Annotated in this window: 14 protein-coding genes; 5 read left to right on the top strand and 9 right to left on the bottom strand. The window is 60.9% G+C overall.

Features of this window, described 5'->3' with window-relative positions; all coding sequences use genetic code 11:
* The first annotated feature begins 96 nt into the window (after nt 1-96).
* From msuE to mgrA, 3 genes are all read left to right on the top strand, one after another.
* Nucleotides 97-660 (top strand): FMN reductase, encoded by a 564-nt coding sequence (gene msuE / locus AAEZ03_RS08630; RefSeq protein ID WP_048372627.1) that lies wholly within the window; start codon nt 97-99, stop codon nt 658-660.
* A gap of 10 nt (nt 661-670) precedes the next feature.
* On the top strand, nt 671-1,813 hold the full coding sequence (gene ssuD / locus AAEZ03_RS08625; RefSeq protein WP_123749442.1) for an FMNH2-dependent alkanesulfonate monooxygenase: 1,143 nt from the start codon (nt 671-673) through the stop codon (nt 1,811-1,813).
* A 140-nt stretch (nt 1,814-1,953) separates the two neighbouring features.
* Nucleotides 1,954-2,991, top strand: coding sequence for an L-glyceraldehyde 3-phosphate reductase (gene mgrA, locus AAEZ03_RS08620; RefSeq protein ID WP_350577747.1), 1,038 nt, complete (start codon nt 1,954-1,956; stop codon nt 2,989-2,991).
* A 115-nt stretch (nt 2,992-3,106) separates the two neighbouring features.
* On the opposite strand, the gene AAEZ03_RS08615 is transcribed toward mgrA, so the two are convergent.
* Genes AAEZ03_RS08615 through AAEZ03_RS08595 form a run of 5 tightly spaced genes read right to left on the bottom strand, consistent with a single transcriptional unit; the run spans nt 3,107 to nt 8,013 of the window.
* A complete protein-coding gene (locus tag AAEZ03_RS08615; RefSeq protein WP_350577744.1) occupies nt 3,107-4,543 on the bottom strand; it encodes an FAD/NAD(P)-binding protein in 1,437 nt (478 codons plus the stop codon).
* A gap of 28 nt (nt 4,544-4,571) precedes the next feature.
* The gene (locus AAEZ03_RS08610; protein WP_350577741.1) at nt 4,572-5,972 is read right to left on the bottom strand and encodes an LLM class flavin-dependent oxidoreductase; all 1,401 of its coding nucleotides are present in this window, start codon (nt 5,970-5,972) and stop codon (nt 4,572-4,574) included.
* A gap of 4 nt (nt 5,973-5,976) precedes the next feature.
* Nucleotides 5,977-6,423 (bottom strand): acyl-CoA dehydrogenase, encoded by a 447-nt coding sequence (locus AAEZ03_RS08605; protein WP_350577738.1) that lies wholly within the window; start codon nt 6,421-6,423, stop codon nt 5,977-5,979.
* Between the two features lie 16 nt (nt 6,424-6,439).
* Nucleotides 6,440-7,642: an SfnB family sulfur acquisition oxidoreductase gene (locus AAEZ03_RS08600; protein ID WP_350577735.1), complete on the bottom strand. Its 1,203-nt coding sequence runs from the start codon at nt 7,640-7,642 to the stop codon at nt 6,440-6,442.
* 59 nt (nt 7,643-7,701) lie between these two features.
* Complete coding sequence (locus tag AAEZ03_RS08595) at nt 7,702-8,013, bottom strand: hypothetical protein (protein ID WP_350577732.1); 312 nt, start codon at nt 8,011-8,013, stop codon at nt 7,702-7,704.
* 33 nt (nt 8,014-8,046) lie between these two features.
* On the opposite strand from AAEZ03_RS08595, the gene AAEZ03_RS08590 reads away from it, so the two are divergent.
* A complete protein-coding gene (locus AAEZ03_RS08590; RefSeq protein ID WP_278938039.1) occupies nt 8,047-9,270 on the top strand; it encodes an acyl-CoA dehydrogenase family protein in 1,224 nt (407 codons plus the stop codon).
* A gap of 122 nt (nt 9,271-9,392) precedes the next feature.
* Here the strand turns inward: AAEZ03_RS08590 and AAEZ03_RS08585 are convergent, their stop codons facing one another.
* Genes AAEZ03_RS08585 through AAEZ03_RS08570 form a run of 4 tightly spaced genes read right to left on the bottom strand, consistent with a single transcriptional unit; the run spans nt 9,393 to nt 13,709 of the window.
* The gene (locus tag AAEZ03_RS08585; protein ID WP_350577728.1) at nt 9,393-10,760 is read right to left on the bottom strand and encodes a glutamine synthetase family protein; all 1,368 of its coding nucleotides are present in this window, start codon (nt 10,758-10,760) and stop codon (nt 9,393-9,395) included.
* Nucleotide 10,761: 1 nt separating this feature from the next.
* Nucleotides 10,762-12,168, bottom strand: coding sequence for an aspartate aminotransferase family protein (locus AAEZ03_RS08580; RefSeq protein WP_350577725.1), 1,407 nt, complete (start codon nt 12,166-12,168; stop codon nt 10,762-10,764).
* Between the two features lie 29 nt (nt 12,169-12,197).
* The gene (locus AAEZ03_RS08575) at nt 12,198-12,929 is read right to left on the bottom strand and encodes an SDR family NAD(P)-dependent oxidoreductase (protein ID WP_350577722.1); all 732 of its coding nucleotides are present in this window, start codon (nt 12,927-12,929) and stop codon (nt 12,198-12,200) included.
* Nucleotides 12,930-13,709 carry an SDR family NAD(P)-dependent oxidoreductase gene (locus tag AAEZ03_RS08570; protein ID WP_123749451.1) on the bottom strand — a complete coding sequence of 260 codons (780 nt, stop codon included), beginning with the start codon at nt 13,707-13,709 and terminating at the stop codon, nt 12,930-12,932. It abuts the gene before it with no gap.
* 92 nt (nt 13,710-13,801) lie between these two features.
* Here AAEZ03_RS08570 and AAEZ03_RS08565 point away from each other — a divergent pair, with 92 nt between their 5' ends.
* Entirely contained in the window at nt 13,802-14,707 is a 906-nt protein-coding gene (locus AAEZ03_RS08565; protein ID WP_350577719.1) for a LysR family transcriptional regulator, read from the top strand.
* The last annotated feature ends 325 nt before the right edge of the window (nt 14,708-15,032 follow it).

Raw genomic sequence — 15,032 nt, 5'->3', positions numbered from 1 at the left:
AACCCCCCGAATTAAAGGGGTTTGCCTGTTGGTACGGAGATTGCTGACAGGGAGTACCTGTCCACAGTTTGCTGAACACTAGCCAAGGATTCGAACATGTCTAACGCGCTGCAAGTCGTCGTCGTTTCGGGTGGGGCGTACAGCCCTTCGCGCACTCTGGTGTTGGCCAAGGCCATTCTCGATGAACTGCAAACCCGGCTCACTATCGAAAGCCGCTTGATTGAGCTGGGCACTATTGCCCGGCAACTGGGCGGCGCCTTGTCACGCCAGGAACTGAGCCCTGAGGTCGATGCCGAGATCCAGGCGATTGAAAACGCCGACCTGCTGATCATTGCCACCCCGGTGTATCGCGGCTCCTACCCCGGCCTGCTCAAGCATCTGTTCGATCTGGTGGATATCAACGGCCTGATCGACACCCCGGTGTTGCTGGCCGCCACCGGTGGCAGCGACCGCCATGCGCTGGTGCTCGAACACCAGTTGCGTCCGCTGTTCAGCTTTTTCCAGGCGTTGACGCTGCCGATCGGCGTGTATGCCACCGAGTCTGATTTCGCCAATTATCAAATAATCAGCGAGCCCTTGCAGGCTCGTATCCGCCTTGCTGCAGAACGTGCCGCGCCGCTGTTTGGCGCCTCGGCCACACCTTTGCTGAAAATCGCTTAAGGACTTCTTCATGAATGTGTTTTGGTTCCTCCCCACCCACGGTGACGGCCACTTTCTGGGCACCACCAAAGGTGCTCGCCCGGTCACGCTCAACTACCTCAAACAAGTCGCCCAGGCGGCTGATGACCTGGGCTACTACGGCGTTTTGATCCCGACCGGACGCTCCTGCGAAGACTCGTGGGTCATCGCCTCGGCATTGGTACCGTTGACCGAGCGCCTGCGTTATCTGGTGGCGATTCGTCCGGGGATCATCTCGCCGACCGTGTCGGCGCGCATGGCGGCCACCCTGGACCGGCTGTCCGGCGGGCGCTTGTTGATTAACGTGGTGACCGGCGGCGACCCGGATGAAAACCGCGGTGATGGCAGCTTCCTCAGCCACAGCGAACGCTACGAAGTGTCGGATGAGTTTCTGAAAATCTGGCGCCGGGTGCTGCAAGGCGAGTCGGTCGACTTTGAAGGCAAGCACTTACACGTGCAGAACGCCAAGGCGCTGTACCCGCCTGTGCAAAAACCTTATCCGCCGCTGTATTTCGGCGGTTCGTCCGACGCCGCTCATGACCTGGCCGCCGAGCAGGTTGACGTGTACCTGACCTGGGGCGAACCGCCTGCGGCCGTGGCCGAGAAAATCGCCGATGTGCGTGAACGCGCGGCACGTTTGGGCCGCACCGTACGCTTTGGCATTCGTCTGCACGTGATAGTCCGTGAAACCGAGGAGCAAGCCTGGAAAGCCGCCGACACCCTGATCGAACACATCAGCGACGAAACCATAGCCGCCGCGCAAAAGTCTTTCTCGCGCTTTGATTCCGAAGGCCAACGGCGCATGGCCGCACTGCACGACGGGCGCCGCGACAATTTGGAGATTTCACCCAACCTGTGGGCAGGCGTCGGCCTGGTTCGCGGCGGCGCCGGCACCGCGCTGGTGGGCAACCCGCAACAGGTGGCTGAACGCATCAAGGAATACGCCGACCTGGGCATCGAAAGCTTTATCTTCTCGGGCTACCCGCACCTGGAAGAAGCCTATCGCTTTGCTGAACTGGTGTTCCCGCTGCTGCCAGAACCTTACGCCAGCCTGGCGGGTCGCGGCATCACCAACCTGACCGGGCCCTTTGGCGAAATGATCGCCAATGATGTGCTTCCCGGGCAGTCGAAATAACCTGTAGGCTGCTTTTTTAAAAGGTCATAAGCTCGCAGCCTGCGGCACCTTGCACGCCGGGGCTGCGCCAATACCTGGGCTTGAAGCGTCCGGCCAACCGGAACGCATAGTCTTCAACACACTGGAACAGAGACTATTCGATGACTTACATCGCTGCCGAAAACCGCTACCAATCCATTCCTTACCGCCGCGTAGGCCGTAGCGGGCTGGTGCTGCCAGCCCTGTCCCTGGGGCTGTGGCACAACTTTGGCGACAGCACGCCCATCGACACCCAGCGCGCCTTGCTGGGCACCGCCTTCGACCTGGGTATCAACCACTTTGACCTCGCAAACAACTACGGCCCGCCGTATGGCAGTGCCGAAATCAATTTTGGCCGCTTGCTGCGCGAAGACTTCAAGCACTATCGCGATGAGCTGATCATCTCCAGCAAAGCCGGTTGGGACATGTGGCCCGGCCCTTACGGTCAGGGCGGTGGCTCACGCAAGTACGTCCTCGCCAGCCTTGACCAGAGCCTGCAGCGCCTGGGCCTGGACTACGTCGATATTTTCTACTCGCACCGCTTCGACCCGGACACCCCGCTGGAAGAAACCGCCAGCGCCCTGGCCACCGCCGTACAACAAGGCAAGGCGCTGTACATCGGTATTTCGTCGTACTCCGGAGTCAAAACCCGTGAAATCGCGGCGCTGCTCAAAGAGTGGAAAGTACCGCTGCTGATCCACCAACCGGCGTACAACCTGTTGAATCGCTGGGTAGAAAAAGACCTCCTGGACACCACCGAAGAACTCGGCACCGGAGTGATTGCCTTCACCCCGCTGGCGCAGGGTTTGCTGACGGACAAGTACCTCAATGGCATTCCGGCTGATGCGCGGGTCAATCGCCCGGGTGGTGGTTCGTTGCAGAGCAAGCACTTGTCTGAAAGCAACATTGCCCATGTACGCGCGCTCAACGAGATCGCCAAACGCCGTGGTCAGAGCCTGGCCCAACTGGCACTGGCCTGGACCCTGCGTGACCCGCGCGTGACCTCGGCACTGATTGGCGCAAGCCGCCCCGAGCAAATTGTCGAAAACGTCGGTGCGTTGCAGAACCTGGCGTTCAGTGCAGAAGAACTGGCCGAGATCGACCGCTTTGCCCAGGAAGGCGGGATCAACCTATGGGAAAAACCGTCAACGGCTGAATAATCCACTCTTATGTCGGTGGGAGCGGGCTTGCTCGCGATACAGACAACGCGGTGTCATTGACGTCCGCGTGTGCCCTATCGCGAGCAAGCCCGCTCCCACCAAAAGAGTGAAGCCGTTACAACCCGCGTTCAGCCAACCGCGCCGCCAACGCCTTGGCCTGCAAGGCCACATCGGTCACGGCGGTGCTTTCCCACCATTCGCCGCGCAACGGCGGGCCCATGGCAAACAGGCGTTTCGCCGGTTCCGACTGTGCATTGAGCACAGCCCCCGACGGATCAGCAGCAATACCCAGGCCCAGGTTGCCTGCACGAATCAAACCCCGCTCCAACAACTGACGCGGCAAGGCTTTATCGACCCGACGCCAGTCGTATTCAATGCCGGTGGAGTTGATCAGGCCATCCCCTTCAACCGTTCGCACCTGCGCCTGCCCACGATAGCGCAGGCGAACCCGTGGACGTCCGTCAGCGCTGATCTCCACGCCCTGCAGTGACGCGGCATTGATGGTCAACCGCCCTTCCCCCAACAGTTGCTCCAACAAGGCATTACCCTGTGGCGGCGAACGGTGGTGATGGCTTTCCCACCACGGCCGCACATGGCGCACAAACTGGCGACGCTGAACATCACTGGCCTGGCTCCACAACCGACCGATATGCACGCGCACGGTGTCCAGCGGCGCCTGCCAGTCAATGCCCGCCGCCTCGGCCAGTTCGCACTGGCGACGCAACGCCCGGAGCAATTGCAACGGGCTGCGAATCTCCGGGTCTTGGGTCAAAAAGTCTTCCCAAGCCGGTGGCTGACGCCGTACGTGCGGCAACAGGCCGTGCCGTGAAAACACCTCGATGGGCCCGCGATGCCCAGCCCGATTCAACGACTCAAGGGCATCGACCATGGTCAGCCCGGAGCCAATGATCAGCACCCGTGCATCCACCGGCAAACCGCGTAATGCCTGCACATCCCAAGGGTCCAGTGCCGCCGCATTAAGGCCGCTGGACTGGCGCTGCGCCGTACGCGCGGCCGGGAACATGCCGGTGGCCAACACGGCCACCGCCGCCTGCAACTGCCGCCCGTCCTTGAGGGTCACCTGAACCCGGTTTTGCTCGGTTTGCAGGTCAATGGCTTCGTCACGCACATGGGTCAGGCTTGACCCTTGCGCCGCACCGCAGGCCAATGCTTCGGCCAGCCGCTGCTGGGCATACTGGCCAAACAGCCCGCGTGGCGGGAACAGGTGCTCGACCGGCACATTCTGCAACGCCGACTCAGGCCAGCCACCGCTTGCAATATGCGCTTTGAGCCAGCGCGTCAAATCGTCGGCATCGTCCGGGTCAATGCTCATGCGCGCCGCATTGCCGTTCAGGGTGTGCCCCAGTTCAGTGGCACTGTAAGCCTCGCCCCGCCCCAGTTCGACCCGCGGCTCGACCAGTACGATATTCCGGGCACCCGGCAAACGCAGCAATTGCATGGCCAGCAAGGTGCCGCTCAGGCCACCGCCAACAATCAACACATCGGCCTCGCGGATGGCAGGCGTTGCCTGTCCGCCTTGTGGCTCACTCATGGGTATTCTCTCTTTTGAAAACAGCTCATCACGCACGTTCTTTTTCACGCGCCCGGTTCAGTTCGCCGAGGTTACGGTAGCCGGCACCGGGGTGCCAATCCGCCAGTTTCGGGCCTTCGCCTAACAGTTTCTCGCGCAATGTACCCGGCGCATATTCCTTTTTGTACACCCCGCGCTTTTGCAACTCAGGTACCAGCAACTCCACCGCGTCGATAAAGGTTTCGTGGGTCACGGCGTAAGCCAGGTTGAAGCCGTCGACGTCGGTCTCGGCCACCCATTCTTCAAGCAGGTCGGCCACGGTTTCCGGGCCGCCGACAAACAACGGGCCAAAACCACCGATACCCACCCAGTCGGCCAGTGCGTTTGGCGTCCAGATCGTGTTCGGATCGGCAGTCGAGAAGGTTTCCACTGCCGATTGAATGGCGTTGGTGTGCACGTGTTTGAGCGGCTCGTCAGGCTTGAACTGGCTGAAGTCGATACCGGTCCAGCCTGAAATCAAGGCCATTGCCCCTTCATAGCTGACGTAGCTTTTGTACTCTTCGAACTTGGCTTTGGCCTTGGCGTCGGTCTCAGCGACGATCACCGTTTGCAGGTTGAAAATCAGGATTTTCGACGGGTCACGGCCCGCCTCGGCAGCACGACGGCGAATATCAGCCACGGTCTTTTTCAACAAGGCCTTGGACGGCGACGCCACAAACACGCACTCGGCATGTTCAGCGGCAAACTGCTTGCCACGGCTGGAGGCGCCGGCCTGGTACAGCACCGGCGTACGCTGCGGCGATGGCTCACAGAGGTGAATGCCGGGCACCTGGAAGTGCTCGCCGACATGCTGGATCTCATGGATTTTGCTCGGGTCACTGAATACCCGGCGCTCCCGGTCACGCAGGATCGCGCCCTCTTCCCAGCTGCCTTCCCAGAGTTTGTAGCAAACCTCCAGGTATTCCTCGGCGAAGTCGTAGCGCGAGTCGTGGGCCGTCTGGGTTTTTTGCCCGAGATTCTTGGCACCACTTTCCAGGTACGAGGTCACGATGTTCCAGCCAGCACGGCCCTTGGTCAGGTGATCAAGCGTGGACAGGCGACGGGCGAACGGGTACGGATGCTCAAACGACAACGACGCAGTCAGGCCAAAACCCAAGTGCTCGGTAACCATCGCCATGGGTGGAATCAGTTGCAGCGGGTCGTTGACCGGCACTTGCGCCGCCTGACGAATCGCCGCCTCGCCGTTGCCGCGATAAACATCGTAAATGCCCAGCACGTCGGCGATAAACAAGCCGTCAAACTTGCCGCGCTCGAGGATTTTTGCCAGATCGGTCCAGTATTCCAGGTCCTTGTATTGCCACGAACGATCACGCGGGTGCGCCCACAGGCCGGGCGACTGGTGGCCCACACAGTTCATGTCGAAAGCGTTGAGACGAATTTCACGGGACATCTGTTTACTCCTGAAGCTGAGGCGGTATGACGCCGTTCAAACGGTAGTTACCAATAATCTGGGCCTGCCAGCGCAAGGGTTCGCGGCCTTCCAGAGAAGGCGACGGCGAACGGCTGCCAGTGAGTTCTTGCTGCACGTTGCCCACCGCCTGCAATGCTTCGGCGCTGGCGAGCACGGCTTCTGCCGTCGCCACCAGGGTCTCGGCAGCCGGGCCAACAAAGTGTTGCGCGCGCTGGTAGAGGGCTTCGGCCACGTCGAGACGAATGTTCAGGTCGCCAAACTTGCCGATGATGTACGGATCGTCCACCGCCTTGTTCAGGCCGCTGAGCGCCCAAGGCTGGGCCTGTTCGCGAACGAATGTGAGGGTCTGCTCCAGGCCTTGACGGGCCAGACGCAAGTCTTCGGCCGCTGCAGCAAGCTGGTTGGGCAAAGCGATTGCCGGGCTGTTCATGGTGATGAGTCCTCTATCAGTTCCAGGCATGGCGTGGAGGCAGAATGCCGTTGAGCAGACGATTGCCGATCAGGTGGTATTTCCAGCGCGCCGGGTCATGCAGGGTGTGAGTACGGGCGTTGCGCCAAAAGCGGTCGAGGTTGTGTTTGCCGAGCACCGAGCGTGTACCGGCCAGTTCGAACAGCTTGCTGCTGGCGAGCAAGGCAATCTCGGCTGAAAGCACTTTGGCCTGAGCCACGATCACCGAGGCTTCAGCCACACTCTCTTCGCTCGGCGAGAGCAACGCGTGATCAATGGCCCGCCCGGCCTTGGCCAGAATCGCGTCGGTGCCGTGCAGGCGCCATTGCAAATCGCCAATCGCGGCAATCGTGTAAGGGTCTTGCCAGCCGTGATCCAGTTGGCTGTCGACCCACGGGCGGGACAACCGCGCATGAATCAGCGCCTGTTCAAAGGCGCCATGGGCGATGCCGGTGTCCACTGCCGCCTGAATGATTTGCGAGATCGGACCGTCTGCCGTGGGCTCTTCAAAGGCTTTGTACGCCGGGATCACGGCGCTCAATGGCACACGCACGCCTGCCAGCACAGCACCGCCACTGGCGGTGGTGCGTTGGCCGAAACCGTCCCAACTGTCGATGATGGTCAGCCCCGGATTGTCGCGCTCGACGAAGGCGATATAGGGACGATTCTGTTCATCCACGCCCACCGCCGGGACGATATGGGCGAACAGTGCGCCCGTGCAGTAAAACTTCTCACCGTCGACCACAGCATGCTCGTCTTCAAAGCGAATACGGGTCTGGAAAGCGCCGACATTTTTGCTCTTGGATTCAGAAAAGGCGTTGCCGAAACGCCAGCCCTCCAGGGCTTTGCCGTAGTAGTAACGCTTTTGCTCTTCGCTGCCGGTGTGCAGCAGGATATCCAGCACGCCCAAGTGGTTTTGCGGGATTTGCCCCAGGGACGAATCGGCAGCCGAAATGATCTTGATCACTTCGGCAACGGTGACATACGACACCCCGGCCCCGCCGTAGGCCTTGGGCACCGTAATGCCCCACAGGCCACTGGCGGCAAACAGATCCAGCTCGGCCACCGGCAAACGCCGGTCCCGGTCACGCACCGAGGCTTCTTCAGCAAAACGCACCGCCAGGGCTTTGGCGATCTCGATAGCCTCGGCATCCGAAGTGATCACATAGGCCTTGGCAGGGGGTGATACAGAAATGCTCATGGGCAGACTCCAATCCAATGGAAAACACTGAGGTCTCCATTGCACAGGTCGTGCCGCTTTTAAATATTCATATAAATCAGGTAGTTATCGAATTTAACGCTGCGCAAATAACAACAACTACCGTGCAATCTGTCCACTTGCTGTTGGCTACGCAACAGTTGCGATAGCAACACATACGTGTAGGAGCGAGCTCGCCTCGCGATCTTTTGATCCTCAAAAAAGGTCGCAAGGCAAGCCCGGAGCGGTGCTGTTGGATTGGCGTACAACGTGTTAATCCACTGTTGCAAAGCCAACAGTTGGGCTGACAAAAAAGCACCAAACGCCCGAATTATCGGCTTGCGATGTAACGGCACAGACTGTGCAACGGACATGCCAGTGACCTTTATTTATGCAGGAGCATTGTCATGAGTCAAAACCCTCTGTCCGTCGGCACCGACTACGAAACGCTGGCCAATCGTTTTCGCCCACTGTTCCGGCAAATCGCCGCCGGGACGGTGGAGCGCGAGCAGGCGCGCGACCTGCCTTTTGAGCCGATTCGCTGGCTGAAAGAAGCCGGTTTTGGCGCAGTGCGGGTGCCCGTGGAGTTCGGCGGCGCGGGGGCTTCAATCAGCCAGCTGTTCCAGTTGCTGATCGAACTGGCTGAGGCCGACTCGAACATTGTGCAATCGCTGCGTGGCCATTTTGCCTTTGTCGAAGACCGTCTCAATGCTCCGCCAAGCCCGGCGCGAGATGCCTGGTTTGCGCGCTTTGTGGCGGGGGATCTGGTAGGCAATGGCTGGACCGAAATCGGCGCAGTTAAAATCGGCGAGGTCATCACCAAAGTGCGCCCGGAAGGCGAGAATTTCGTGCTCAACGGCGCCAAGTATTACAGCACCGGCAGCATTTTTGCAGACTGGGTGGACGTCTACGCGCAGCGCTCGGACAACGGCGCCGATGTGATTGCCATCGTCGACGCCCGCCACTCGGGCGTCAGCCACAGCGATGACTGGGACGGCTTTGGCCAGCGCACCACCGGCAGCGGCACGTCGCTGTATGTCGAGGTACCGCTGAACGCCGAGCAGGTGATCCCGTTCGAAACCCGCTTCAAATACCAAACGGCGTTTTATCAGTTGGTCTTGCTGGCAGTACTGGCCGGGATTGGCCGTGCCGTGGAGCGCGATGTGGCCCATGAAGTGCGCACCCGCAAGCGCGTGTTCAGCCAGGGCGCTGCCGATACCACCCACGGCGACCCGCAAATACAGCAGGTGGTGGGGCAAATCTCGGCACAGGTCTACGCCGCCGAAGCGGCCACCCTGCGCTCGGCCGAACCGCTGCAGCGCGCTTACCTTGCGCGTTTTGCCAACGATGCCGAAGCCGAACGCCAGGCCAATATCGACGCCGAAATTGAAACGTCCAAGGCTCAGGTCGTGGTCTCGGAACTGGTACTGCGGGCAACCACCGACCTGTTCAATGCGCTGGGTGCCTCGGGTGTCAGCATCAACAAGTCGCTGGACCGTCACTGGCGCAATGCCCGCACCGCCGCTTCGCATAACCCGTGGATCTTCAAGGCACGGATCATCGGCGACTGGGTGGTCAACGGCATCGAACCCAAATACGTCTGGCAGATCGGCAACAGTATAAAAAGTTAAAAGACGTAGTCGCTGACGAGGCACGAGGCTGCGATGCGGGCCGCAGGACCGTCGTCAGAGGGGTCGCTTCGCAACCCATCGCAGCCTCGTACCTCGGCAGCGACTACAGGTTTTTGCACAGTTCAAGCGTGGGTCAAATACCAGCGCCAGTCCTGCTCACCCACTTCAGCGTTGAACAGCCGGTACTCCTGCCACTTGATGGCCAGGTAGACCTTGATAAACCCCTCCCCCAACGCTTCCCGTACCCAGCTTGAGCGCTCCAGTGCCAGCAGCGCAGTGAGCCAGTCGGTGGGCAGAAAGTCGGTCGCCTGCTCATAGCCATTGCCCACAATCGGCGCCCCTGGATCGATCTGCTGACGGATACCGAGATGGATCCCTGCCAGCAACGCAGCCGCCGCCAGATAAGGGTTGGCGTCGGCGCCGCAGATGCGGTGTTCGATGTGCCGACTCTGTGCAGGGCCACCGGGCACGCGAAATGACACGGTGCGGTTGTTCACCCCCCAGCTCTTGCCCAGCGGCGCATAACTGCTGGCCTGAAAGCGCCGGTACGAGTTGGCGTGAGGGCAAAAGATCGCCAGCGAGTCCGTCAGGGTGTGCATCATCCCGCCGATGGAGTGGCGCAGCAGCGGCGTACCGTGCGAGTCATCACTGGCGTAGAGGTTGTGGCCCTGTTCATCGGCCAGGCTTACGTGCAGGTGCAAACCGCTGCCCGCCTGATCGCTGAACGGCTTGGCCATAAAACAGGCCTGTAGTCCGTGCTTGTTGGCCACCCCTTTGACCAATCGCTTGTAGCGCACGCCTTCATCAATGGCCTGCAGTGCGTCGAAACGATGCTCCAGGGTCAGCTCGACCTGACCGGGCGCGTACTCGGAAATTGCCGTGCGCACCGGCAAGCCTTGCGCTTCGCAGGCGACATACAGGTCGTCCAGAAACGGCTGTAGCTGCTCAAGCTCGTAAATCCCGTAGACCTGCGGCGCCTGCGGGCGCACGCCATTGGCTTGCAGTGCCGGTTGCGGGCGGCCATTGGCGTCACGTTGGCGGTCGAGCAAATAAAACTCCAGCTCAACCGCCATCACCGGGTGGTAACCGTCGGCCTTGAGCCGGTCAATGGTTTGCGCAAGCACATGCCGGGGATCGGCCGGGGCCGCTGGCAAGCCCTGCTCAGGGTGCATGCTCACCTGCAACTGGCCGGTCGGCGTGGTGCGCCAGGGTTGCACGGTCAGGCTGCCGGGCAACGGGTACGTCCAGCAATCTGCGTCGGCCACGTCCCAGACCAGCCCGGTGCCTTCAACGTCTTCACCCTGGAGGGTCAACGCCAGAATCGAACTGGGCAGCGGTCGCCCGTTATCGTAAATGGCCAGCAGCTCATCGCGATGCAGCAACTTGCCACGCGGCACGCCGTTGGCGTCGATCAGGAACAGCTCAATGCTGCGCACCTGCGGGTTGGCAGCCAAAAAGGCTTCAGCTTCTTTTCTATCGGCAAATTGCATTTCAAACCTCGTGAGTGGCGACGCGGGCACCCGGCAGCGCCAGCAAGGTGCTCAGTGCCTGATCCAGTTCGCTAATTAAACGTTCGACATCCGCCGCGCTGGTGGACGGGCAGCACAGGGTCATGTTGTGGAACGGCGTGATGAGGATCCCGCGGTTGATCAGGTACAGGTGAAGGGCCATCTGCAGGCTGTCATGGAACGCCGCCTCGGCTTGCGCGCCGGTTTTGGGGGGCGTGGCACAGAACTGGAACTCACAGCGCGCGCCCAGCTCCGTCACCGACCAATGCAGGCCGTGCTGTTTGAACACTCCCCGCAGCCCTTGGGCCAGGTCGGCTGCCAGCGGCAACATGTGCTGGTAAGCCTGTTCGGTCATGACCTCCTGCAAATTGGCGCGCATGCAATGCATGGCCAGGGCATTGGCTGACAAGGTCGTGCCCATGCCGCTGTGGCCATGCCCGGTGCTTTGCTCAGCGTTTTGTTGTTGCACGGCCTGCATCACCGCCGCGACTTCTTGGGTAAACCCGAATACCGCGCAGGGCACGCCCCCTGCAATCGGTTTGCCGACCACAAAAAAGTCCGGCTGCAAGTCCCACAGGCGGGTACAACCGCCCATGCCGGTGGAGATGGTGTGGGTTTCATCGATGATCAGCAGGCTGCCATAGCGGCGCGTCAGTTCGCGGCACTTTTGCATAAAGCCGTCTGCGGGCAGGACCATGCCGATATTGGTCATCGCCGGTTCGCACAACAGCGCGCAGACATCGCCCTGCGCCAGCGCCGCCTCAAGCGCGTCGACGTCATTGAACGGGATCGACCGGCTGTACCGGGTCAGGTCATAGGCCTGGCCGACCAGCCCGGAACGATGCACCGTAGCGCCCTCGCGGTTACGCACCATCACGTCATCCACGGTGCCGTGGTAGCAGCCGTCGAACACCAGCAATGTCTTGCGTTGGGTGATCGCCCTTGCCCAGCGCACCACGTAGCGGTTGGCATCGGTGGCCGTCGCGGTCACTTGCCAATACGGCAAGCCAAAGCGCTCGGCAAGCAGCTCGCCGCAGACCACTGCATCTTCGCCGGGGAGCATCGTGGTCAGGCCTCTGTGGGCTTGTTCGACCATGGCGCGGGCAATCGGCTCGGGAGAATGCCCGAACATGCTGCCGGTATCGCCCAGGCAAAAATCGACGTATTCATGACCGTCCACATCGGTGAAACGTGCGCCTTTGGCCTGCTGCACAAACAGCGGCGTGGGCATTGACCAGTCACTCATCCAGTGCATGGGCACGCCGTTATACAAGTTGGCCCGGGCCCGCTCTGCCAGCGCAATCGACTTGGGGTTGTTCTGGATAAAACGCTCGCGTTCGGCCGCTGCGAACACTTCAACCGCTGCTTCGCTAATTCCACTGATCGACATGCTTAAGTCCTTTTTGCTGCGTGTTGTTGTTAGTTGCCAGCCGAGAGGCCGCAATCGATGGCCAGGTCGGCGCCGGTAATCGAGCGCGCACCGGGCTGGCTCAAGAAAAACGCCAGTTCGGCAATTTCCTGCGCCTGAATAAAACGGGCACGCGCGCCCTGCGGGTACTTGTCCAGCAAGCCCCGGTAATAGCCTTGCGTATCGCCCTGGCCGTATTGCTCGGCCTGAAACCTGAGCATCGGGGTCTCGATATCGCCGGGGGAAATCGCGTTGCAACGCACGCCAAAGGGCGCCAGGTCCAGCGCCAGAGTTTTGCTCAGCAACGTCACCCCGCCTTTACTGGCGCAATACGCGGCGGCGTTTTTATTGCCTTGGCGACCGGCATCGCTGGAAATATTCACGATGCTGCCCTCAGATTCCTTTAAATACGGGATGGCCGCAGCGCACATAAAAAAAGTGCCCTTGAGGTTCACATCCAGCACCAGATCAAAGTCTTCTTCGCTGCATTCCTCTACCGGGCCTTCACGCCAGACACCGGCGGCGTTGATCAGCACATCCAGGCGACCCATGGCCGCCACCGCAGCGGCAACCACCGCTTTACACGCTGCGGGGCGGCGAATATCGGCTTGGTAGTCAACCTCTAAAGCCGTGAGATCGGTGGCGAAGACCTTGCAGCCCTGCTTTGTAAAATGCTCAACCAGCGCTCGCCCGACGCCGCCTGCGGCACCGGTCACCAGCACTGAAATGGTGGACTCAGACATTCAGGGCGCCTTGTTTTCGATCAGACAATTACCGCCATCCACCACCAGCACTTCGCCGGTGATATAGCTGGCCTCGGATGACGCCAAAAACGCCACGGCGCTGGCCACTTCTCGCGGGTCGCCTGCACGGCCTATGGGCACGTAGCGTGCGGCTTCTGCTTCTTCGGGCGTGCTGGAGCCGGTGGCGATCCAGCCGGGGGCCACCGCATTGACGGTAATGCCGTGGCTGGCCACTTCCAGGGCCAGCCCCATGTTCATCCCGAGCATGCCGGCCTTGGCCGCGCTGTAAGCCGACTCGCCAGGGTTGCTGCCGCGCGTGCCGGTGGTCGAGCTGATATTGACGATGCGCCCGTAGCCACGGGCTTTCATGCCCGGCAACACGGCGCGGGTGAGCAAAAAGACGCTGGTCAGGTTGCGCGCCAGCGACAGGTTCCAGGTGTGCAAATCCATGCTTGCCAGTTCACTGAACGGTTCCGGGCTGCCTTGCATGGCCATGCCGGCGTTGTTCACCAAAATATCGATGCGCCCCCAGAGGCTTTCGGCCCATTGCCCCAGCTCACGCACCTGAGTTTCATCGGTCAGATCTGCGACCCGGCCGTGGGCGTCAAAGCCTTCTGCACGCAGCTCTGCGACCCGTTCAGCAATGCGCGCGCTGCTGGCGGTAATGATCAGCTTGACCCCGGCCGCCCCCAACCTGCGGGCAATGGCCATGCCGATACCCCGTTCGCTACCGGCGCCACTGACGAGCGCGACGCGCCCCTGATCATTCACCTTGAACATGCTGCATCCCACCTGCGGTTGTGATGGGACTGGAATTTAGGTTCATAAAGCTGATAAAAAAAGACGATTATCATCAACAAAACTGACAACCCATGGCCTTCACCAGCGAAACACTCAAGGTTTTCCTCGCCGTCGTCGACAGCGGTTCGTTTTCTGCGGCAGCGCGCAAGCTCGGTCGTGTACCTTCAGCGGTGAGCATGGCGGTGTCACAACTGGAGGCCGAACTGGACCTGGTGCTGTTCGACCGCTCGACCCGAAAAGCCATCCCCACCCCCGCTGCCCGCGCATTGGAGCCGCAGGCCAGGCAGGTCGCCAGCCAATTGAACCTGCTCGATGCCCATGCCTTGCAACTGCATCAAGGGCTGGAGCAACGCTTTATCGTGGCCATGGCCCCGGAGCTGCAAACCGGAGTCTGGAGCCGCCCGCTGGCGACGCTGGCCAAGGAATTTCCCACCCTGGAAATCGAGATCCGTTCGGCTTCGCAGTCCCAGGCCATTCGCATGCTGCACGAGGGCACGGTGCAACTGGCGCTGGTTTTTGAGCGTCCGGGTATTGATGAGCGCGAAACCTTTCTCGAAGCCGGCAGCCAGTTGCTAGTGGCCGTGGTATCGCCAGACCATCCTGCGGGTGGCGAGCAAAAAAGCCCGCTGCGTGAAGAAGAGCTGGTCAATACCCGGCAGATTATCGTCGCCACCGACGAGCCCACCGGCTCCGACCCGCGGGTGGTGCTGTCACGCCGCGTGTGGTTGAGCGACAGCTACCTGGCGACCCTTGATCTGGTACAAGCCGGGGTGGGCTGGGCGTGGTTACCGCGACCGTTGGTGCAACCCTTGATTGCAACCGGTGCGCTGACCGAAGTGGTGTTTGACAACATGGCCAGCCAGATGCGCTTGTGGGTCGACATCGTCTGGGTCAAAAACCGCCCGCTGGGGTTAGGCGCCAGCCGCTACCTGGCGCTGATGCGCGAGATGGTCAACAACGAACCGCGCCGCTCGTAGCTCTGCAACACCGTCACCTGATCTGCCGCCCCGTCTTCGACGCCGCGCTGTCGCGTAGCAAACAGGCCAGCGAGTATCTTCAGCATCCCCCAATCGGTTCCCTCTCCTTCGGGAGAGGGACTCTTAGATCAAAAGATCGCGCGGCAAGCTCGCTCTTATCAAAAAGAAAATAAGTGATTGATTCTGAAGGCTTTGTAGGAGCGAGCTTGCTCGCGATCTGTTGATCTTGATCTGGCTTGTGATCTTGATCTAAGAGGCCCCGTTAAACCGCGCTGGCCGAACGCAGGTTTTGCGCAGCGGGTAACCCGGCAGGACGCCGGGTTAG

This window comes from Pseudomonas sp. HY2-MNA-CIBAN-0224, from assembly GCF_040310285.1.
Taxonomy (GTDB): Bacteria; Pseudomonadota; Gammaproteobacteria; order Pseudomonadales; family Pseudomonadaceae; genus Aquipseudomonas; species Aquipseudomonas helleri.
This window is presented reverse-complemented; position numbering and strand designations above follow the sequence as displayed.

What these genes read in the sequence shown, in the direction of transcription:
- AAEZ03_RS08615 (WP_350577744.1), bottom strand. Translation starts at nt 4,543, where the DNA reads ATGAGTGAGCCACAAGGCGGACAGGCAACGCCTGCCATCCGCGAGGCC.
- AAEZ03_RS08590 (WP_278938039.1), top strand. Translation starts at nt 8,047, where the DNA reads ATGAGTCAAAACCCTCTGTCCGTCGGCACCGACTACGAAACGCTGGCC.
- ssuD (WP_123749442.1), top strand. Translation starts at nt 671, where the DNA reads ATGAATGTGTTTTGGTTCCTCCCCACCCACGGTGACGGCCACTTTCTG.
- AAEZ03_RS08565 (WP_350577719.1), top strand. Translation starts at nt 13,802, where the DNA reads ATGGCCTTCACCAGCGAAACACTCAAGGTTTTCCTCGCCGTCGTCGAC.
- AAEZ03_RS08585 (WP_350577728.1), bottom strand. Translation starts at nt 10,760, where the DNA reads ATGCAATTTGCCGATAGAAAAGAAGCTGAAGCCTTTTTGGCTGCCAAC.
- AAEZ03_RS08580 (WP_350577725.1), bottom strand. Translation starts at nt 12,168, where the DNA reads ATGTCGATCAGTGGAATTAGCGAAGCAGCGGTTGAAGTGTTCGCAGCG.
- mgrA (WP_350577747.1), top strand. Translation starts at nt 1,954, where the DNA reads ATGACTTACATCGCTGCCGAAAACCGCTACCAATCCATTCCTTACCGC.
- AAEZ03_RS08570 (WP_123749451.1), bottom strand. Translation starts at nt 13,709, where the DNA reads ATGTTCAAGGTGAATGATCAGGGGCGCGTCGCGCTCGTCAGTGGCGCC.
- msuE (WP_048372627.1), top strand. Translation starts at nt 97, where the DNA reads ATGTCTAACGCGCTGCAAGTCGTCGTCGTTTCGGGTGGGGCGTACAGC.
- AAEZ03_RS08595 (WP_350577732.1), bottom strand. Translation starts at nt 8,013, where the DNA reads ATGTCCGTTGCACAGTCTGTGCCGTTACATCGCAAGCCGATAATTCGG.
- AAEZ03_RS08610 (WP_350577741.1), bottom strand. Translation starts at nt 5,972, where the DNA reads ATGTCCCGTGAAATTCGTCTCAACGCTTTCGACATGAACTGTGTGGGC.
- AAEZ03_RS08575 (WP_350577722.1), bottom strand. Translation starts at nt 12,929, where the DNA reads ATGTCTGAGTCCACCATTTCAGTGCTGGTGACCGGTGCCGCAGGCGGC.
- AAEZ03_RS08605 (WP_350577738.1), bottom strand. Translation starts at nt 6,423, where the DNA reads ATGAACAGCCCGGCAATCGCTTTGCCCAACCAGCTTGCTGCAGCGGCC.
- AAEZ03_RS08600 (WP_350577735.1), bottom strand. Translation starts at nt 7,642, where the DNA reads ATGAGCATTTCTGTATCACCCCCTGCCAAGGCCTATGTGATCACTTCG.